Below are 19,365 nucleotides of genomic sequence, written 5' to 3' on the forward strand. Positions count from 1 at the left end.
TCTTTATGCGATTGGCTGAAAAATTTGAATTGATCCTTCAGAAGTTCGGAAAGGCATGTGCATGGATACTTTTGGTGCTCCTGGTATCGATCATTGTTCAGGTGTGTTTAAACTTCTTTAGTAGCTCAATCACTTGGATGGAAGAGCTTCAATGGTATCTGTATGGTATATCATCTTTGATTGCGATGTCTTACACGATGACCGGGAATGGTCATGTACGAGTTGACTTGTTTCACCGGAAATTTTCAGTTCTCACGAAACAGGTTTTGGAATCCATTTGGATTCTTATAGCTTTAACTCCTCTTTACATCGTCACTCTTTTTTACGGATGGGATTTTGCTTTTGAATCGTTCAAGATAATGGAAGGTAGTGCTGATCCGGGTGGCTTACCTTTTCGTTGGTTGGTGAAGGCGTTTATTCCTATTTCTAGTATTCTACTAATTGTAACCGCTGTTCTTCGAGGAATCTTGATTTGGTCAAAGCCAGAGTTACTTGAAGAAACCTCTCTTATCCATGGCGATTGAAAGTGTACTACTTCTAGTTTTAACCTTTAGTTTTATTGCGTTCCTTCTTCTGGGAGTTCCGGTAGGATTCTCTTTAGGAGGATCGTCGGTAATAACTACTGTTGTTGCAATTACCTTAGATTCGCTGTTTGGCTCATTTTCAGGACTAGACTTCCAGGTTTTTTCTTTGGTGGTGAACAGAATCTTTGGCCTCATGGGAAACTGGGTATTGGTTGCACTGCCGATGTTTATCCTGATGGGAAACTTCCTTGATAAATCCGGACTGGCTGAAAAGTTGATGCACTCACTGGGGCTTATAACGCGACGATTCCCCGGGGGATTGGCCTTGAGCGTTACCTTGATCGGGGTTCTGTTGGCTGCATCTACCGGGATAATCGGTGCCAGTGTAGTTCTTCTTGGAATGGTGTCTTTGCCTGTAATGATGAACGCCAAGTATAATAAATCGTTGGCAGTTGGGACAGTGTGCAGTGCAGGTACTTTGGGGATTTTGATTCCGCCAAGTATTATGCTAATCATCATGGCTGACCGCCTGCAGCTTTCAGCTGGAGACTTGTTTCTTGGGGCAATAATTCCAGGAGTCATCCTGGCCGGGCTTTATGCTCTATTTATTGTGGGATACGCGCTATTTAAGCCAGAATTTGCACCTGCAGTTAAACTTGAAAAAGGTGAAGAAACCAAAGGAGGTGTTGGAGCTCTTGCCTCTGCGATACTCCCAACATTAGCCCTTATTCTTTTGGTTTTAGGGTCGATTTTCTATGGGATTGCAACCCCTACGGAAGCAAGTGGTTTGGGTGCTGCAGGTGCCATGATTCTAGCTGCAAGTAATAAACGGTTGAGTATGAAGGTGATTCGCGAGTCCCTTGAAGGAACCTTGCATACGATGGGGTTTCTATTTGCGATTTTTATAGGAGCTACTTGTTTTTCTTTGGTGCTACGTCTTCTTGGTGGTGATGAATTAATCACGGAACTGGTCCTAAATTGGGATGCAGGAGTCTATACCAAAATAGCGGTTATCTTATTCATCGTATTTTTGTTAGGATTCTTTTTGGAGTGGATTGAGATAACCCTGATTGTTCTTCCGATTGTAGGTTTGGTAATTTCCCAAATGGATTTTCCTTGGTTGGCTAATGCCGGAATGGATCCATCTTCCCGGCCTTCTTTGGTATGGTTTTGTATTCTGTTCGCAGTGACATTGCAGACGTCATTTTTAACGCCACCCGTTGGGTTCGCTCTTTTCTATGTTAAGGGCGTAGCTCCCAAAGAGATTTCAATCGGCGACATCTACCGAGGTGTAATTCCCTTTATTGTCCTCCAACTTCTCGGGCTGATCTTGTTAATGATCTTTCCCCAGTTAGTACTGTGGCTTCCGAGTATCAGTTATTGAAAACTTAAATGAACTAACTTAGAAATCCTAGAGGATAGGGAGTAATCATAGGGTCGTAAAAGTTCCTGATATTTGGAAAAACCGTATCCATTTCGGAAGAAGATACTCCAAACCATCTTGCTATTTCAGAGCTATACGCGTCAACCGACGTGGTTGGTATTAATCGTCCTCTACCAACTTCTTGGCTACTGCCAAGAACCAGAGAAGGGTATGTCCCATAAATTTCACCACCGTTGACGGGTCCGCCCATAACGATGTGATTTCCTCCCCAGGCATGATCGGAACCAACCCCGTTTGATGTGAGGGTTCTACCAAAATCAGAAGCAGTAAAAGTTACCACATTGTCAGTCATGCCGATTTCTTGAAGAGCATCTTTGAAGTATTTTACGGCTTGACTGATTTCAGGTAGCATTAGGCCTTGAGCATTGTTTACTTCGCTGTGGTGATCCCATCCACCTGCTCGAATAAAGAATGTTTGTCGCTTCATATTCAACGTTTTACGCGCCGCAATGGTCCGTGCTACCATTTTAAACCTCTGTGCCAATTGTGTAGGCGGGACAGGAGTAAAAATGTCAATTGGTTCAATTGCCGCATTAAATGCGATCGATGAATCGATAAACCTGCGGGTGTTCTTAGCGAATGTCCTGGTAAATAGATTTTTATAATGTTCTTCAAGAAGACCGTCAATTGCTGCTTTTTGAAAGGGGTCAGTATACCCCACCATATCGGTCCCTCCCTCCAATCCGCTGATATAAGCAAATGCTTCGTTGCCAACCTGGAAAATGTTAACCCCGCTTAAAGATATGTTCATTGAGACCTGTGAATCCTCATTCATAGCCATCAATAAATCCGCGGTGCGACCTCCCCAGCCACCTGGTGAAGATCCTTTGACTTGTGGAACAGATGTTTGCCAATGAACTTGTTGGTCAGAGTGAGAAAACAGACCGCTAGGAAGAGATCTTTTATTGTTGTAATCTGATTTTGTGGTTGGATGGACCAGGGTTCCCACATTTGCAACAAATGCTAAATCATTCATGTTATACAGTTCCTGGAATTCTTTCATTCCTGGATGAATTCCGAACTCTGAGTAAGGTTGTCCTTTTCCGTTCGAAGTAATGGGCAGCAGGTCTGTTTTTTCCAGAGCGATATTATCTCTCGTATTCTTATACTCTGCGTAGGCCGAAGCGTTGTTAGGGACTAGCATATTGTAAGAATCATTTCCACCTGCCAGAAATAAACATACCAAAGCTTTGTAATCATCATCGGGGTTAAGATTAGCTGCTGCAGCCGTGCTAGTCATTCTTAGGTTTAGCAGGCTTGAGTATAATGCGGTAGAACCCACGGCAGCACAACTCGCTTCACCGAGAAAACGTCTTCTGGAAAGTAGTCTTTCGTTCTTCATAATAAAATCCTTATTCTAAAATCGCAAATTCAGGGCTGATGCTGACCATTAGGATAGCTCTTTGAAGTCTTGCCAGGGCATAGTTCTCTGGAATCGCCTCCACCGCTTCAACGATGATCGCCTTGGACGTTTCTCCCAATGTTTGGTGGGTGAGTAGGAGGTCTAAGCGATCAATCAGAGCGTCTGCATTCAATTGTTTTGCCAGTTGTAATTCAACCGTTTCAGGTTCGCCTGGTCTCATGTAATTGAGAGTTGGCCGAGGGTTTACTCCACCTGCGACTCCTCCTACGAGGCCTGTTTCAATTAACAATTCAAAAACTCGAAACGTTTTAAGACCTGTCGAATCATCGAGAATTTGGAATTCCGGAGCTACGAGATTTGAGTCTTGGATTTCTCCACTTGGAACATAATCGGGTAAATAGAAATTGAAAACTGAAGGGTATTTGTATGGGTGCATTCCAAAGTCGTCGTCAAAAGGCTGTATCCAGAAGTGAGCGTTTGTTGCGTTGTGTTGAAGATCAAATGCCCGGCAAAGTTGAGTAAACTTGAGTAGGGGTTCGCGCAGTTTTCCTCGTCCCTCCTCGATCATGTATCCTGCGTCTCTGGCTTCAGGATCGAGCAGGATTGCCTTGATTACTGCACCCAAGTCTCCGCGGACGCCTTCTCCATTATCAATAAACACATTCGAGATTCTTTCCACAAACTCCGGGCTTGGATTGGAGCACACAAAACGTTGGATTAGCCGGATTGAAATAAAGGGTGGTGTGTTGGAATGATTAAACAATACGTCGAGCGCCATGGAGATATCTTCAATCGTATTCCCACCCGCTGGGATGATAGACCCATCGAACATTACTTTGACTGTTTTATCATGTTGGAAATTGTTCTCACGCATTGGATCCACCCGGTTGGGACTCCAATATAAATCGGGTTTATTAACCTGCCGGATCAAACCAGTGAAAACTTTTGCCATTTCTGTAATGTCATCGTTATCATAAGTAGGAATAGGCTCGCCTAGATCATCCAGCTTTAAGGTACCGTCATTATTAAGTAACCACAGGCCGATTGTGAAAAGTTGCATTACTTCACGGGCGTAGTTTTCATCCGGCAATTGCTGCCCGGAAGCTTTTCTGTTATTAACGTAGGTCAGGTAATCTCCCATCTTGGGGGAAAGCGTTACTTCCTGAAGCAGGTCTCGGAAATTTCCAAACGAGTTTCTGACTAGGATGTCGTACCAATTGACCCACTGAATTGGGTATTGGTTAGCTAAGCTGCCTGATTCCCCTAAAACAAATATTTGTGAGAGTGCCCACGCCATTCGTTGTCTTAATTGATCAGGATTAAGGAGAGCAATATCCCACCATGTCGTGATCTTTAGAGTTGCCGGACCGCCTACGTACTCACTTCTGATATCTCTTGGGTCGATTGGATTTGAAAGCCCGAAAGAATAATAATGAGCCAAATGCGAACTAGCCTCCATCGCTTGCTGATCATCAATCCAGGAATTGAAATCCAGATCAGCTTCGGCGAGAGCTTCAATGTCTGCCATGGAAGGACCAAATGTCGCTTGTTTTAGGAATCGAGCTGCGAGTGCTTTGCGTTGCAAAGTCGGATCCCCTGTTTCTGCCCTCAAGCGTAGAAAGGTAGTGTTTGGCCATTCTTCAAACGAAAGGGTAACTTCGTCAGCTGTTTCTTCAATTTGGAAACCTTCGGCAACTGCCTTCCAGGGTGCGTTACCAAGCTTTGTTGCCATGGGGGTCCATTCTTCGTCCTTTAGATTGGCCTTGCCTTCCAGAATGTAGATTAAATCTCGTTTTCCCGGAAATGGTAATAATACCATGGTTGATTGGTCCTCCCGACGAAATATGGGAGACGAACCTGTTTCAAATGGATCTACTGCCGCTTCAGGCTCAGCGCCAAGAGCATATTCCAAAAATGATGGAACACCATCATTGTCAGGATCTTCACCAATTGGTTGACCTGGTATCTTTGCAAGCCACTCAGGGTAATCATCTGTCGCTGCAGCAAATCCTATTGTTACGGTTGTAAGTAGGGCTGTACATAGACGAAGAAATAAAGGATAAAGAGAAAGGTTCATTTGAAAGCAACTTCAGGATACTAAAAAAATACGGCAGATCTTAGGGCTATGATTGAAATAAAAAGAAAATTTTCGAGTTATGCCACCAAATTCTCCTGTCTTACAAACTTTTATCAAAACGGTGAACCAGTCCTTATTCCTGTTAAAATTCATGAATTCAGACCTAAATCTGGTCATTGGAATGTATCCCGATCTCTGGTCATTCCCCCATTGTCACCAAATCTACCTTGTTGTCCCGAGGGCTTTAAAATAATGATCTTTGATAAACAGTTTTTGACATAGAATGAAAGCTTAGAAAAGATCTTCATTCCAGTGGTGCCACTTATGTCTTACCCTGACGTTTTGGACTTTGCTCTTTTTTATAATTCTTAGGGTAGACGCCTTAAGCTTAAGGTCAAACGCTCCCGGGTGGATCCAAACCGGGAGCGTTTATTTTCTTATTTGACGCTGATTCCGGGGTCGGCTGTGCCTTTGGTAACTATAGATGGCTGATTCCCTAATAGGGTGTTGTGATTCATCGAGCTCATTTTAAGAGGCCTTCATTTGATTCTTCACAAATTTGTAGATTTGGAATTACATCTAGCCTCTAATCAACTCCATTCCATATCTCCATGTCTGAATTACCTCTATCACTATTGTCTCTTCTCGCACTTACTCCGATTCTTGTCGTTTTCGTTTTTCTGGTCGTTTTGAGGTGGCCTGCAAAGAAAGCGATGCCGGTAGCCTATCTATTTACCGCTGTAATCGCGCTATTGGTATGGAAAACACCGATTTTGCAAATAGGTGCTGCATCGATTCATGGAGTAGTAACGGCCTTGAATTTATTGTTTATAGTTTTCGGTGCCATCTTGCTTCTGAATACTCTGAAAGCTTCCGGCGACATTCATGCCATTCGGCAGGGTTTTGTGGATATTTCTCCCGATCGACGGATTCAGGTGATTATCATAGCCTGGCTGTTTGGATCGTTTATTGAAGGTGCAGCTGGATTCGGGACACCAGCAGCAATCGCGGCACCATTATTGGTGGCCATTGGATTCCCTGCGATGGCCGCGGTTGTTATGGCGTTGATTATTCAAAGTACGCCGGTTTCATTCGGAGCTGTTGGAACACCTATCCTTGTTGGGGTAAACACAGGTCTTTCCGATCAACCTCAGGTGTTGGAGCTTTTAAATAAGCTAGGTATAAGCCACGATGCTTTTCTTCACGATATCGGTGCAACCGTCTCTCTCTTTCATGGAATTATAGGAACGTTTATTCCCTTAGTTCTGGTTGCCATAATGACCTATTTCTTTGGGAAAAATAAGTCTTTTCGTGAAGGATTGGAAATCTGGAAGTTTGCTATTTTCTCAGGCTTGGCCTTTACGATTCCATACATGCTGTTGGGACGTTTTCTAGGTCCAGAGTTTCCTTCGTTACTTGGTTCATTAGTCGGATTGGTCATTGTTGTGAGTGCGACCAAGGCTGGCTTTTTACAGCCAAAACGAGTTTGGAATTTCCCAGCAGAAGAAGAATGGGAAGATGAGTGGAAAGGTGAATTTCATGTCGATGCCCATGATTCGGGTTCGAATGTTTCGCGTGGACACTTTCTTAAAGCTTGGTCTCCATACCTCATTGTTGCTGTTCTCTTGGTCCTTACGCGAACTGTTCCCCTCATAAAATCCTGGGTCACTTCATCGGCAGTAACATTTCAATGGGCGAATATTTTCGGCACTGATATTACTACGAAAACTCAGCCTCTCTACCTGCCCGGTTTCCTGTTTATAATAACTGTGGTTTTGTCCTACGGAATATTTAGAATGAAAGCTCCAAAAATTTGTGAATCTTGGAAAGAATCATTCCATACCCTGCTTGGAGCTGCCTCCGCTCTTATTTTCGCAGTGCCAATGGTTCAAGTGTTTTTGAATTCGCAATCGGGTTCGCTCGAACAAATGCCCCAAGTCCTTGCTGAAGGGGTATCAGCCCTAGTTGGAAATTTGTGGCCCTTAATAGCTCCAACGATTGGTGCTTTGGGTGCTTTTATAGCCGGAAGTAACACGATCAGTAATATGATGTTTTCGCTGTTTCAATTTGAAATGGCTCAAAATATTGGAGCCACAGAAAGTATTGTTGTATCTTTGCAGGCAGTTGGAGGAGCGGCCGGAAATATGATCTGTGTGCACAATGTGGTAGCTGCATCTGCCACCGTGGGTTTATTGGGCAAGGAGGGTAGTGTAATTCGTAAAACTCTAATTCCTATGACTTGGTATGTTTTGTTTGCTGGTGGACTAGGCCTTGTTTTCCTGAATGGAATTGGTCTTAACCTGGGAACATTTATATTGGGAGCAATCGCCATCCTTTTGATTTGGCTTATTCGGCAGGGCGCAAATTCCAATTCTTAGGTGCGGTTAAAAACTTATAAAATCTATCCATCTACTTTTGGTCTGTAAGTCGAAGCCCTAGCTTTCCGTCAGTTTTTGAATCCAGTTCATTGCTGGATTATCGCCTTTTTGGAGTTAACTGATGGATCGTGTATTAAAGCGTTTTTTTGACGGATTATCTGGAAGATTTCGCATGCCAGCTTTGATGCTTTGCGTAATTCTTCAGCGTACCCCAATCATTAATACAATTGTCGAACGCCAGTTTGGTTTAGGGCCCAATCTGGTTCATCTATTTAAATGGATAACGGGAGCCGGAGTCGTTGTTGGTAGTGTAAACAGTGTAACTGGGGCGACTGCCTCGGTACAACTCCTCCCGGGATTTGACAATACTCACGGCACGTTGGGTGAACCGTTTCGAATCAGCTTTGCTTCATCTTCATATGTGGTTGGCTCATACAAGTTAGGAGCCGCCGCTCCACCTGGTTTGAGCCTGAGTCCCAATGTTAAGGAATTTGGAGTCGGAACGGTTGAGGGAATACCGAGCAGAGCTGGTGTCTACAATATGGATATCTTCGCCTATGAAGAAGACAACCTTACCGGCGACTCAACCTTACTAGCTCTTACCATTTATATTTTGGAAAAAGGTCCTACTATTACTGATCATCCAAACAGCGTCTCCCTTCAATGGGGATCAGCACTGAGCTTAAGCGTTTCAGTTGAAAATACTACCGGGGTAACTTATCAGTGGCAGAAAAATGGACAGGATATCCTCGGGACAACTGATGCAAGTTATGATGTTTCCTCAGTGACCTCTTTAGATGCTGGGCTTTATCAAGTGGTCGTTGGTAAAGATGGTGAAACCAAGGTTAGTGACCTTGCATCCATCTCCGTAATGGCAAGTGGAATTGAGATGTGGAAAGAACAAGAATTCGAAGATCCTTTTGGGCAGATGGCAGATCCCCTGTCTGATCCTGATATCGATGGTTTTAACAATCTGTTTGAATACTCAATTGGAAGCGATCCTGAGAAATCAACGACACAACAGATTCCCTCCATAGAAAGTGAGGATTCTTTTATGGGCGAATTCGTAGTTTATAAATTCCCCAAAAACCCAAATGCTAGTGACCTAACAGTAAGTGCCGAATTTAGCGATGGGTTGTCGCCCGCGAATTGGACACCGATATTTGATTTGCTCAATGGTATCCGGGTAATTGAAACCGTTTCTGAATTGAAAATAAAGGTCCCAAAAGATACAACTTGTTTTATACGTTTCAGGGTTTTAGGACCTGCTATCAATTGATTGAGGGATTTTTTTAAAGTCCTAATGAGTCCTGGAAATCTTCAGCACTCAACTCGATGCTTGGAAGCGGTTGGGTCAAAAGCGGAGCTTTTAGTCCGGGCAGGTAATCGCTGAATGGTTTGTCCTCATTTCTATTTCGCAATGCATACTGAACCATCCCCATGCGGGCATCGAGATTATCAATCATTGAAACAAAAACCGCCTCGGGGGTTGCAGCCATTGCAGCCGCTCCCCATTCAAGTTCACCCTGGTGGGAAAGAATAATATGTTCCAATCGTTCCAAAAGTTCTGGCTCAAGTTTGGCAATCATTCCCGCCTTCCTGGCCATACGATAACCCAGTACCACGTGTCCCTGCAATATGCCTGTTTTGCTTTTACTGACGCTCAGTTCGCCTTCGTATTCGATCACCTTTCCAATGTCGTGCAGAAGTAAGCCCGCCATCGCCAAACTGGGATCGACTTCCGTATAAAATTGAAGAAGCGCTTTACATGCGCGTGCCATATGGACGGTGTGTTCAAGGAGTCCATGTCTATAAGCATGATGCATAGAGACGGCGGCAGGGGAGGAGCGAAAGCCTGCTTCAATTTCTCCAATGGCAAGACGAACAGTTGCTTTCAATCCTTCATGGGGGATTTCCTCTACAAACCCTTGAAAATCTGTCCATAGATCTTCCGGGTTTTCCAGGCAAGTTTCAACCAGCCGAGCAGACAGTTCCGGGGTCGCTAATTCTTCTTCGGTGAGCAAACGTGTTTCTGTCAGTCTTGGGGAAAAACGTCCCTGGTAGACTCCTGTGGTTAAACTCGCAAATACCGGTGAACCTTCATCGATAGAATCAATACGCGAATAAATCGGGTTATCTCCAAAGCAAAAACAATGGAAGTTTCCCGTTCTGTCTCCGTATTCTAAACTTAAATAAGTCGAGTCGTTTTTGGCTTTTTTACTGGCCTTTTTTTTGAGAATGTAAACGCCCTGGACTTCCTCTCCTTTGGAATGGTCCATGGTCTTCATTTCTTGAATTGTGTTAATGGAATCTAGATTCATAGTAGGTTAAAGTAGTAACCAGGATCCGAGGCTTAAGAAAATAAAAAACCCGGTGAAATCGGTTATTGTTGTTAGGAAAATGGAGGAACTTTGGGCGGGATCAAGATTGAGCTTTTTTAAAGCAAGTGGTATGAATGCACCACTGAATCCTGAGATCCCCATGGTGAGAATCATTGAAATGAATACTACCAATGAAGTTTTAATGTCTTGCTTCCAAACGAATGCCAATGTAGCCCCGATCAGGCCGACGCCAATCCCATTTAGGATACCTTTAAAAAGTTCTTTTAGATATAGCTTTATTTTGTCAGATTCGTGGATGTCCTCAAGGGCTAGGCTTCGGATAACCACAGCCAGGGTTTGAGCTCCTGTGTTTCCACCGGTCGCTGCTATGATAGGCATAAATACAGCCAGAAATGTTAGACTGGAGATTTGCTCTTCGAAAAATGCAACGACACACGAGGCAAGAGCGATGGTGAACAAATTAACCTGCAACCAAACGTGTCGTTTTTTCAAGCTGTAACCCACGCTGTCGTGAATGGATTCATCGGCTCCTGCACCTACCAGTTTTTGGATATCTTCGGTCGCTTCAGCCTGGATAATGTCGATCACATCATCGTGAGTGACGATGCCGACGAGTCTGTTTTTTTCGTCAACAACAGGAAGGGCGATGAGATTGTATTCGGCCATTATGTGAGCGGCTTGCTCTTTGTCTAGGTCCGTCGTTAGCAGTCCAAGCAAATTACTTTTCATCAGGGACGTGATAGACGAATCTGGTGTCGCTACTAAAAGATCGCGCATGGATACAACCCCCACGAGTTCATCGTCGGTATTGACTACGTAGATGTAATAAATGGTTTCCATACCAGCGGCTTGATCACGAATGGCTTGAATCGCTTCATCCACTTTGCAGTTGTTTCTAATACTGCAAACATCAGGAGTCATTATTCCTCCAACTGAATCGGGATCGTATTCCAAGAGGTCTTTGATCTCCTGAGCCGATTCAGGCTCCATCTTGCTCAAAAGATTTTCACGCTTTTCGTCTTCAAGTTTATTAAAAACGTCTGTGGCGTCATCGGGATCAAGATCTTCGAGGAGTTTGATTGCCCGAAGTTCCTGCATGGCATCCAGCACCGCGGCACTCGCTTCGACGTCCATTTCGGAAAGTATCTCGGTAGCTACTTCATCTGATACTAAGCGCAGAACCACACGTCGTTGTTCATTGTCCAAGCGATCAATGAAGTGAGCCAGTTCGACGGGAGGTGTTGAGGCAAGTTTGCGCGGGTCTAGCCTTTCTAGAAACTCGTCGTCGAGCTCTAGAAGATATTTCAGCTCGTAACCGGTACTTTCTGGTGAACTGTCAGATGATGTTTTCGCCGCACTCATGTGAGTTATTTTGACACTACAGAATAGCAAATAGCTTAACGTTATTTATCCGAGTATTTTTTTACCAATTGAGTGAATTCTTTGAAACTCGGATGATTTGAATCTGAGAGTATGCTGTAAAATATTGTCTCACTTGGCAGTACGTGTGCTCCATGTAGTCGCATTGCGGTGATGGCTACTTCACCATCTTCACGGCGCCTGCAACAAACCGCGTCACTCAATACGGTGACATCAATTTCTTGGTTAATAGCCTCTAGAACGCTTTGGTAGACACAGATCGGAGTCTCAAGGCCGACAACCAGGATATGTTGAATCTCTTCTTCCTGCTGCCATTGTGAGAAAGCGCTCTCTGAAAATGCTGAAAATCTGGTTTTTGCCGTACAGCGCGCCTTGGGGTTCAAGTCTCTCACATTATCCAGGCTATGGCCTAGCTTGTCGGGTCTTTGTTCGGTGAAGAGGGTGGGAATTCCAAATAGTCTGGCTGTTTCTACGCAAAATTGGATGCGTTTTTTGAAAGATTCTGCATCAGGTATTACTTTCAAAAAGCTAGCCTGAACATCGAGTACCAACAATCCCAGGTGTGGAATTATGGCTTCGGTTTGTTGATTCATTCGTAAAGAGATAGACCTTCAAAGATGAATAACAACTCGAATACCGCCCGCGGTTCATTTTATTTAATGTAGTTTTTTTGGGCTTTGATTTGAACGATTTCATTTTCTGGAAGAATGAGCGCAGTTAGGTGCCCACCCCAAACGCAACCCGTATCAATACCTAGAGAATTTTTTCTCCTATGGACTTTCCTCCTAGGCGTATGTCCATAAACAACAAAGGGTTCCTGATCCCATAGGGTTGCCCAAAATTTACGGCCTTTAGTTTCATCCCGTTTCCTTGGAATCCCCATTTTGTCTATCATTTGAATTTGAGTTACCACCTTTGCCGGTTGGGTATGCCATGCTATTCCTGGTAAAAATCCACCATGTACAAAGACTCTACCTTCTAAAGGTTGTTCGAGCCACAAGACCATAGATTTGAGGTAATTCCAATCCTCTGCATCAATCGATTTTAAAGTAGAAATCTCGTAAGGTTTTAGTTCGAGTGAATCAAGGGTATGGAAAAATTTTAAAAGTCGGTATTCATGATTTCCTAGAATGGAGTAACCCTTTATAGATCTGGCGAGTTTAAGCACAGATTTGGAGTCAGGACCTCTGTTTATAAGGTCGCCGAGAAAAATAACCCTGTCATTTGTTTCCAGTTTTAAGACATTTATCAGCTTTTCCAGCTCTCGAATACAGCCGTGGACATCCCCGATGACAATTAATCGGCCATTTTTAACTAAACTTTCTTCACCCTTTTCTTGATGAAAGGGGAACAATCTGTTTTTCAATTCAGGTTCCACAACGGAGATACATAAATATGGAATGGGAAATTAAACCCTTTGGTAAAGAATCTACTTTTTCTGGCAATCCCTTTCAGGATGGCGAGGAGGTCAATTGTTATTTAATCAGGAACAAAGAAGGTGCGCTGGTTCGTGCGGATTTGGGCGCGGATGATATCGAAAGCATGGATGCAGATGTGCTTATTCTTGGTCGGTGGACGCGAGTATTCGAATCTAGCCCTGATAAGCGAGAAGAGAACCTTAATCAGCAGCGGACATTGGAGGAGTTATTCTTTAGTCTTTTCGAAATTGAGGATGCTTTGGAGAGTGAGGAGGCAGATACGTTGAAACAAATTGTATCCCTGATGCTCGAACGAAAACGCATTTTGAGAAGGCTGCCTCCCAAGTCATCGTCAGTTCTTACGACTTACATTCATGTGAAAAGCAAAAGAGAGTTTGAGGTTCCTTCCTTCGATATTACTCCTCAGGTGGTTATGTCCGTTCAAGAACAACTGCAGGTGCTTATTCGTTGATCTTAATGGTAGCGCCTGCGCAGGTTAGTCGGTAAAATTCCGAGTTCTTCACGATACTTAGCTACGGTTCGTCTCGCTATTGTGATATTTTTCTCAGCCAATAGATTTACGACAACCTGATCACTCAAAGGCTTTCCGGGATCCTCGTTTTCGATAATATGGGCAATCATATCTTTGATAGTTGTATTCGACAACGCTTCGCCACCGGCTGAATCATAACCGGGCGTAAAGAAATATTTGAGAGGGAAAATTCCGTGAGGCGTTTTAATGTATTTCCCGGAAATGGCTCGACTAACGGTTGTTTCATGGACGCCAACCGCATCTGCCACCTGTGTCATAGTTAGAGGTCGAAGTTTCACTAATCCTTCTTCGAAAAAATCGAGTTGGAAATCCAGTATGGAGCGAGTTATCTTTTCGATGGTTTGTTGTCGTTGTTCAATCGAGCTTATGAGGAACTTTCCCGCTCGCATTTTTTCCTGAATATACTCCTTCTCTTCCTTGGTTAGTTTTCCGCGGGCAATGATTTCCTTGTATACGTTGCTAATGCGCAAACGAGGAATGTATTCATTGTTCAAATGGATTTTCCATTTTCCGGCATCTTTTTCGATTACAACGTCCGGCGTAATTACTTGATTTGTGTCTTCCCCGTACTTTCTTCCGGGCGAAGGATCGAGATTGGATATCTCTTCGAGTGCTTCTTGTACATCTTCAATATCCTTGTTAACTCGCTTGGCGATTTCTGGAATTCGTCGGCGAAGCAGGAGGTGAAACTGATCTTTCAGCATTTTCCCCGCTAAGGATTTGGCCCGGCCGTTAATTTTTATTTGGATGAGCAGGCAATCCTGTAAATCGACAGCGCCAATGCCTGCCGGATCTAATGTTTTAAGCAAAGTATGTGCTTCTTGAATTACTCTAAGGGGCAATTGGGCCAATAAAGCTAAGTCGGGTAATTTTGAAGTTAGGTACCCTCTGTCATCCAAGCTGCCAATCAAGTAGTTAATGGCTTTATGTTGATCCTCGTCTAGATTTGAAAGGTCAGCTTGATGAATTAAGTGTTCCTGTAAACTTGTTGAACTTGCGAGACTGTCGAAAAAGTGCTGGCGTCTTTCGGCGTCGTCTGACGAATAGGAACTCATTGCGTATTCTTGAGCATAGTAATCGCGCGAGGCTTCGTCCATTTTGCTCAGTAAATCGAAGTCTTTGTCGAAATCCATTTCGTCCTTTTGGTCCGGTGTATTGTCCTCGGCACCAATTTCCAGGGATGATTCAAGACTATCTCCGTCCATTGGTAATTCTTCCAATGCTGGGTTGCTTTGAAGTTCACCCAGGATTTCGTTGCGCAGCTCCATGGTAGGCGCTTGGAGTATTTTCAGAGATTGCCTCAGTTGCGGAGCAAGGATGAGACTCTGAATCTGTTTCTGATACTGATGTAAACCTTGCGAGGGCATTTCCTAATCTCCCTCCATCGGTGAGAAGAAAAACTTTAAACTTGGATCATCCTCAAAAAGACCTGCTTCATTGAATAATTGTCCGAGGTAGGATGAAAGTTTCTCGTTGGTTGGCCCATAACCATCGCCGTACATGTAGTATTCAAGATCGGTTAATGCATCTGCCGCTTCTTGGTATCTGTCTTCCCGATCTCTTGCCAAGAGTTTTTGAAGCAGGTTATTTAGTCTATCATCTACATCTGGTAAGCTGGCTGAGTAGTCTGGGACTTCCAGTTCTAGAATATTGCGTATCGAAGTGTCATCATCGATGCCAAGGAATCGATTAAAACCATCTAGCATTTCTGACAACACGACACCGATTGAGAAAAGATCTGCTCGGCTGTCTGTTACTTCTTTTCGAGCTTGTTCTGGAGAAATGTACTCGTAGCGACCTGCAATTACCCGACCTTCCTGATTGTACATTAGGTTTCGGGCCTTGGCTATGCCAAAGTCGGTGACCTTAACATCACCTTCGCATGCCAGCATTACATTCCTCGGGTTTACGTCGCGGTGGACGATATTCAGATGACGGCCGCGTTTATCGCGTTTTCTATGCGCGTAGGAGAGACCACGGCAGATGCGACTTGCTATAAATACTGCGATTTCAACCGGAATCTTTTTTCTCAACTTACGATGTATGCTAATAAATTCACTAAGATTAATCCCTTTGACCAGTTCCATGGTAATAAAATACTGACCATTGAATTCACCAAGATGGTAGGTTTGTACGATATTGGTATGAATCAAGTCTGCTACCAACTGCGCTTCACCAAAAAAGTTGCTTCTAAAGTCTTGGACTTCTGAGTACTCCTCACGGATTAACTTAACGGCGACCGATTTCTCAAAACCGCCCGCTCCGTTTTGCCGACCTTCATAGACGGTGCCCATTCCGCCTTCTGCGATTTTCCGGATAAGGTCTACATTTAGTTGGTCAAAAATTTGATTTGGATGTGCCACGATGAATGACTACATGAAATTAATTCTCAACTATCAAGCGTCCAATTGTAAAACTAGCATGAATTATGCTGTAAGCTTCCGAAGAGTTAGATGGAGTTGACATTAAACAGAGTCTGATTCTTTTTGAAACCTATGATTTCACTAACTGAGTCTGCTGCTAAAAAAATTGAAAGCCTCCAGAAGGAGACAGCTGATGAGACAAAGCGTCTCCGAATATTTGTTGAAGCGGGTGGATGCTCTGGGCTCGAATATGGTATGAGTTTCGATTCAGCCAAAGAGGGTGATCAGGAGCTGGAAAGCCTGGGAGTTTGCTTTCTAATGGACGCGACGAGTTTGGCCTATCTCGAAGGTTCGGTTGTAGACTTCGATGATGGGTTGCAAGGAAAGGGTTTCGAAATCAAAAACCCAAACGCCAAGACAACGTGTGGTTGCGGTCGGTCGTTTAATTAATAGACGACCTCTGGTTATAAAGGCTGATTAGCTTTCAAAATTGAGCTCAGGCTCGGTATCTGCCTCGTAGTCAACTCCTTCAAGGCCAAAACCAAAGAGCTTTAAGAAATCGCTTCTATAGCCTTCGTAGTCGGATATGTCTTTGAAATTTTCGTTTGAGGCTGTTTCCCACAATTCGGCGACTGCTTCCTGGATTTCTGGTTTCATTTCCCAGTCATCAATCCGAACCCGACCTGCTTCGTCTAGGTCGAGGAAATTGCCCTGATACATTTGAGAAGCGTATAAGCGGTAAAGTTGTTCAATGCATCCCTCGTGGAGTCCCTTTTCTTTCATCACTTTGAACAGGATGGAAATGTAAAGAGGAACAACGGGTATGGCCGAGCTGGCCTGCGTCACAACAGCTTTGTTGACGCTTACAAACGCAGATCCTCGTTTGATTTTTAAAAGTGCATCCAGGCGCTTCGCCGTTTCATCAACGTCTGTTTTCGCTTTTCCCATGGTTCCATTCCAGTAAATGGGCCAGGTAATGGTTGGGCCAATATAGGAGAATGCAACCGTCTGACAGCCATCCTCTAAAAGATCGGCATCATTGAGGGCATTGATCCACGTTTCCCAATCTTCGCCTCCCATGACGGCTACCGTATCAGAAATTTCTTCGTCTGTCGCTGGTTCCAACTCTACATCCTTGATGACTCCCTTGTCGGTATCCAACGTAGGACCTACGAAAGTTTCACCTACAGGTTTTAGCGTTGATTTATGGATGGTGCCCGTTTTCGGATGCTCTCTCCGCGGAGAAGCCAAGCTGTATACCACCAAATCGACCTTACCAACTTCCTCTTTCAGAATGGTTATTACTTCTTCTTTTATCGTATCGGAAAAAGCGTCTCCGTTAACGCTTTTGGCATAAAGGCCTGCATCTTTTGCCTTTTTTTCAAAGGCCACGGAGTTGTACCAACCTGCGGAAGCTGTTCGGCCATTCATCGATGGCCTTTCATAAAATACTCCGACGGTGGAAGCATTACTTCCAAATGCTGCAGCAATTCGGGCAGATAAGCCGTATCCGGTGGAAGATCCAATCACCAATACTTTTTTGGGTCCATCCTCAATGGTTCCTTGATTCTTAACGTAGTCGATTTGCTCCTGAACGTGGGCAGCGCAACCTTCTGGATGGGCCGTAATGCAAATGAAACCGCGAACTTTGGGTTTAATAATCATGCTATGGATAAGTTTGGTAAAACCGCAAAGGCTGTGTTTTAGCTTCTAGGGTTTCAAGGCGATAATTTTATTAGAATAAATTGAAAACTACATTCACTACAGAATGACTCCAATGTGATCTTAACTTGAAGCGCTGGGATGAGATGTTAGTAAGCGGGTCTTATAAATTTTCCATGGATTTCTCCTTGAAATTCCTTGTTTTTATAGACCGCGCATCCTCTTACTATTGTTGATTGCACATTAAAGTTAGGTGTGAATCCCACGTAGGGCGAATGAGGATTTCTATAAAGAAGGTCCTCCTTCGCTATGGGCTGAGTATTGTCGAATTTTCCGATGCAAAGATCTGCATCCATACCCAATGCAATCGCTCCTTTGTGTTTTAGCCCAAAACGTTGAGCCGGGGTTTGGCTCATGAGTTTTGTAATATCGCAGAGTTCCATCTCTAAGGTTTCTCTTAACAAGCTATAGATTATCGGTCCTGAATGTTGCAGACCGGAAATTCCGCCCCATGTTTGAAAAAAGTTGTTTCCTGATTTCATGCTTTCCAAACAAGGTGAATGGTCCGATCCGATGGTATCTATTTCTCGGGTACGAAGTTTTTCCCGAAGAGCTATTACCGTTCCCGCTGCCCGCAAGGGTGGGGCGCATTTGGCCACCGATCCTGCGTCTCCGAGTATGTCGTTCGTGAAATAAAGGTAATGTGGGCAGGTTTCAACTGTGACATCAATGCCTGCTTGTTTCGCAGCCGTTATGAGATCGATGCCCTCTGGGCAACTCACGTGGACGATGTGGATGGGGCAACCGGTTTCCCCGGCCAGGTTGATTGCGGATCGAATAGCTATCAATTCAGCCTCGATCGGTCTCGAGTCGAGAAAATCTTGAACCGAAGTTTGTCCTGAGAGGATGGCTCGTTTTGAAAGCTCTTCAGTCAATTCGTTATCCTCAGCATGCAATGCCAAGCGCATGCCTGGAAGTTTACTAATAGCCTTCATTCCTTTTCTCAGGACTGATTCGTCGACATTAGGGAACTCATCCAATCCGCTATTGGACATGAAGGCTTTAAACCCAATAACACCGGCAAGGTATAGCGATTCAAGGTCCTCGAGATTCCCTGGAACGAGCCCACCCCAAAAAGCAAAGTCGGTCATGCATTTTGCTTCTGCTCGGTTCTTCTTAAGCTCAAAGGCTTCAACGTTTATCGTAGTGGGAATCGAGTTCAGCGGCATATCAAATATGCAGGTGATTCCTCCCGCTATGGCTGCGCGCGAACCGGTTTCAAAACCCTCCCAGTTCGTATGACCAGGCTCGTTTATGTGAACATGACTATCAATAATTCCGGGAATTACGACGGCGCCTTCAATAGCGCGTTCTTCTTTCCCCTGGCCCGCGAGATTGGGCTCTATGGCAGCTATTTTTCCATCCGATATGCCTAGGTCTTGGTAAGATTCCCCTTCTGGAGTTACAAGGCATCCGCCTACAATGACTGTGTCGTAGACACTCATCTTCAACTTCCGCGATACACGCTGTAGCTCCATGGTGAAGCTAAAAGCGGCACATGGTAAGATCCGTTTGGATCATTGATGCGAAATTGAACGGGCACCTCGCTTAAGAATGGAGCATCTTCTGCATGCTCGTGGAAATACTCACCTATGTGAAAGACGAGTTTGTAGTCTCCTGTTTTGAATTGGTCTCCAGTTAGAAGTGGATGATCAGTTCTTCCATCCGAATTAGTCGTTGTTGATATTATCAATTGCTCGCCTTCACTAGTGACATGGAAGAGTTCAATTTTGACTCCGGAAGCAGGGATTCCATCTTTGGTATTTAATACGTGGGTACTCAGTTTTGCGCTCATTGTGGA

The 19,365-nt window shown here is 44.2% G+C and carries 17 protein-coding genes; 6 read left to right on the plus strand and 11 right to left on the minus strand.

Going from position 1 to position 19,365, the window contains the following annotated elements; genetic code table 11:
- Positions 1-11: 11 nt before the first annotated feature.
- On the plus strand, positions 12-524 hold the full coding sequence (locus O3C43_04280) for a TRAP transporter small permease subunit (protein ID MDA1065701.1): 513 nt from the start codon (positions 12-14) through the stop codon (positions 522-524).
- The gene (locus O3C43_04285; GenBank protein MDA1065702.1) at positions 514-1,908 is read left to right on the plus strand and encodes a TRAP transporter large permease subunit; all 1,395 of its coding nucleotides are present in this window, start codon (positions 514-516) and stop codon (positions 1,906-1,908) included. Before O3C43_04280 ends, O3C43_04285 begins: the two co-directional genes overlap by 11 nt.
- 13 nt (positions 1,909-1,921) lie before the next feature.
- On the opposite strand, the gene O3C43_04290 is transcribed toward O3C43_04285, so the two are convergent.
- Both O3C43_04290 and O3C43_04295 read right to left on the minus strand, forming a co-directional pair.
- Positions 1,922-3,310 carry a DUF1501 domain-containing protein gene (locus tag O3C43_04290; protein MDA1065703.1) on the minus strand — a complete coding sequence of 463 codons (1,389 nt, stop codon included), beginning with the start codon at positions 3,308-3,310 and terminating at the stop codon, positions 1,922-1,924.
- Between the two features lie 10 nt (positions 3,311-3,320).
- On the minus strand, positions 3,321-5,408 hold the full coding sequence (locus O3C43_04295; GenBank protein ID MDA1065704.1) for a DUF1800 family protein: 2,088 nt from the start codon (positions 5,406-5,408) through the stop codon (positions 3,321-3,323).
- 611 nt (positions 5,409-6,019) lie between these two features.
- Here O3C43_04295 and O3C43_04300 point away from each other — a divergent pair.
- Together O3C43_04300 and O3C43_04305 are read left to right on the plus strand one after the other, a co-directional pair.
- A complete protein-coding gene (locus O3C43_04300) occupies positions 6,020-7,786 on the plus strand; it encodes an L-lactate permease (protein ID MDA1065705.1) in 1,767 nt (588 codons plus the stop codon).
- 379 nt (positions 7,787-8,165) lie between these two features.
- Positions 8,166-9,065, plus strand: a complete 900-nt coding sequence (locus O3C43_04305; GenBank protein MDA1065706.1) for an immunoglobulin domain-containing protein — start codon at positions 8,166-8,168, stop codon at positions 9,063-9,065.
- A gap of 13 nt (positions 9,066-9,078) precedes the next feature.
- Here O3C43_04305 and O3C43_04310 read toward each other — a convergent pair whose 3' ends face one another.
- From O3C43_04310 to O3C43_04325, 4 genes are read right to left on the minus strand one after another with little or no spacing between them, the layout of a single operon-like run.
- Positions 9,079-10,107 (minus strand): HD domain-containing protein, encoded by a 1,029-nt coding sequence (locus O3C43_04310; protein MDA1065707.1) that lies wholly within the window; start codon positions 10,105-10,107, stop codon positions 9,079-9,081.
- Positions 10,108-10,113: 6 nt separating this feature from the next.
- On the minus strand, positions 10,114-11,490 hold the full coding sequence (gene mgtE / locus O3C43_04315) for a magnesium transporter (protein MDA1065708.1): 1,377 nt from the start codon (positions 11,488-11,490) through the stop codon (positions 10,114-10,116).
- Positions 11,491-11,531: 41 nt separating this feature from the next.
- Complete coding sequence (locus tag O3C43_04320; GenBank protein MDA1065709.1) at positions 11,532-12,101, minus strand: isochorismatase family protein; 570 nt, start codon at positions 12,099-12,101, stop codon at positions 11,532-11,534.
- A 59-nt stretch (positions 12,102-12,160) separates the two neighbouring features.
- On the minus strand, positions 12,161-12,886 hold the full coding sequence (locus O3C43_04325) for a metallophosphoesterase (protein MDA1065710.1): 726 nt from the start codon (positions 12,884-12,886) through the stop codon (positions 12,161-12,163).
- A gap of 17 nt (positions 12,887-12,903) precedes the next feature.
- On the opposite strand from O3C43_04325, the gene O3C43_04330 reads away from it, so the two are divergent.
- Entirely contained in the window at positions 12,904-13,398 is a 495-nt protein-coding gene (locus tag O3C43_04330) for a hypothetical protein (protein MDA1065711.1), read from the plus strand.
- A gap of 2 nt (positions 13,399-13,400) precedes the next feature.
- Here the strand turns inward: O3C43_04330 and rpoN are convergent, their stop codons facing one another.
- Both rpoN and O3C43_04340 read right to left on the minus strand, forming a co-directional pair.
- Positions 13,401-14,846: an RNA polymerase factor sigma-54 gene (gene rpoN / locus O3C43_04335; protein ID MDA1065712.1), complete on the minus strand. Its 1,446-nt coding sequence runs from the start codon at positions 14,844-14,846 to the stop codon at positions 13,401-13,403.
- 3 nt (positions 14,847-14,849) lie between these two features.
- Positions 14,850-15,842 carry a serine/threonine-protein kinase gene (locus O3C43_04340; GenBank protein ID MDA1065713.1) on the minus strand — a complete coding sequence of 331 codons (993 nt, stop codon included), beginning with the start codon at positions 15,840-15,842 and terminating at the stop codon, positions 14,850-14,852.
- 132 nt (positions 15,843-15,974) lie between these two features.
- Here O3C43_04340 and erpA point away from each other — a divergent pair, with 132 nt between their 5' ends.
- Positions 15,975-16,292, plus strand: a complete 318-nt coding sequence (erpA, locus tag O3C43_04345) for an iron-sulfur cluster insertion protein ErpA (protein ID MDA1065714.1) — start codon at positions 15,975-15,977, stop codon at positions 16,290-16,292.
- A gap of 27 nt (positions 16,293-16,319) precedes the next feature.
- On the opposite strand, the gene O3C43_04350 is transcribed toward erpA, so the two are convergent.
- From O3C43_04350 to uraH, 3 genes are all read right to left on the minus strand, one after another.
- Positions 16,320-17,507, minus strand: coding sequence for a trans-2-enoyl-CoA reductase family protein (locus tag O3C43_04350; GenBank protein ID MDA1065715.1), 1,188 nt, complete (start codon positions 17,505-17,507; stop codon positions 16,320-16,322).
- A gap of 146 nt (positions 17,508-17,653) precedes the next feature.
- Complete coding sequence (gene allB / locus O3C43_04355; GenBank protein ID MDA1065716.1) at positions 17,654-19,042, minus strand: allantoinase AllB; 1,389 nt, start codon at positions 19,040-19,042, stop codon at positions 17,654-17,656.
- Positions 19,012-19,359, minus strand: coding sequence for a hydroxyisourate hydrolase (uraH, locus tag O3C43_04360; GenBank protein MDA1065717.1), 348 nt, complete (start codon positions 19,357-19,359; stop codon positions 19,012-19,014). Before uraH ends, allB begins: the two co-directional genes overlap by 31 nt.
- Positions 19,360-19,365 lie beyond the last annotated feature (6 nt).

This window comes from Verrucomicrobiota bacterium, from assembly GCA_027622555.1.
Classification (GTDB): Bacteria; Verrucomicrobiota; Verrucomicrobiia; order Opitutales; family UBA2995; genus UBA2995.

Excerpts from the sequence above, each read along its gene's own strand:
- rpoN (MDA1065712.1), bottom strand. The coding sequence starts at position 14,846 with ATGCCCTCGCAAGGTTTACATCAGTATCAGAAACAGATTCAGAGTCTC.
- O3C43_04320 (MDA1065709.1), bottom strand. The coding sequence starts at position 12,101 with ATGAATCAACAAACCGAAGCCATAATTCCACACCTGGGATTGTTGGTA.
- uraH (MDA1065717.1), bottom strand. The coding sequence starts at position 19,359 with ATGAGCGCAAAACTGAGTACCCACGTATTAAATACCAAAGATGGAATC.
- O3C43_04350 (MDA1065715.1), bottom strand. The coding sequence starts at position 17,507 with ATGATTATTAAACCCAAAGTTCGCGGTTTCATTTGCATTACGGCCCAT.
- allB (MDA1065716.1), bottom strand. The coding sequence starts at position 19,042 with ATGGAGCTACAGCGTGTATCGCGGAAGTTGAAGATGAGTGTCTACGAC.
- O3C43_04300 (MDA1065705.1), top strand. The coding sequence starts at position 6,020 with ATGTCTGAATTACCTCTATCACTATTGTCTCTTCTCGCACTTACTCCG.
- O3C43_04285 (MDA1065702.1), top strand. The coding sequence starts at position 514 with ATGGCGATTGAAAGTGTACTACTTCTAGTTTTAACCTTTAGTTTTATT.
- O3C43_04330 (MDA1065711.1), top strand. The coding sequence starts at position 12,904 with ATGGAATGGGAAATTAAACCCTTTGGTAAAGAATCTACTTTTTCTGGC.
- O3C43_04295 (MDA1065704.1), bottom strand. The coding sequence starts at position 5,408 with ATGAACCTTTCTCTTTATCCTTTATTTCTTCGTCTATGTACAGCCCTA.
- mgtE (MDA1065708.1), bottom strand. The coding sequence starts at position 11,490 with ATGAGTGCGGCGAAAACATCATCTGACAGTTCACCAGAAAGTACCGGT.
- O3C43_04310 (MDA1065707.1), bottom strand. The coding sequence starts at position 10,107 with ATGAATCTAGATTCCATTAACACAATTCAAGAAATGAAGACCATGGAC.
- O3C43_04290 (MDA1065703.1), bottom strand. The coding sequence starts at position 3,310 with ATGAAGAACGAAAGACTACTTTCCAGAAGACGTTTTCTCGGTGAAGCG.
- erpA (MDA1065714.1), top strand. The coding sequence starts at position 15,975 with ATGATTTCACTAACTGAGTCTGCTGCTAAAAAAATTGAAAGCCTCCAG.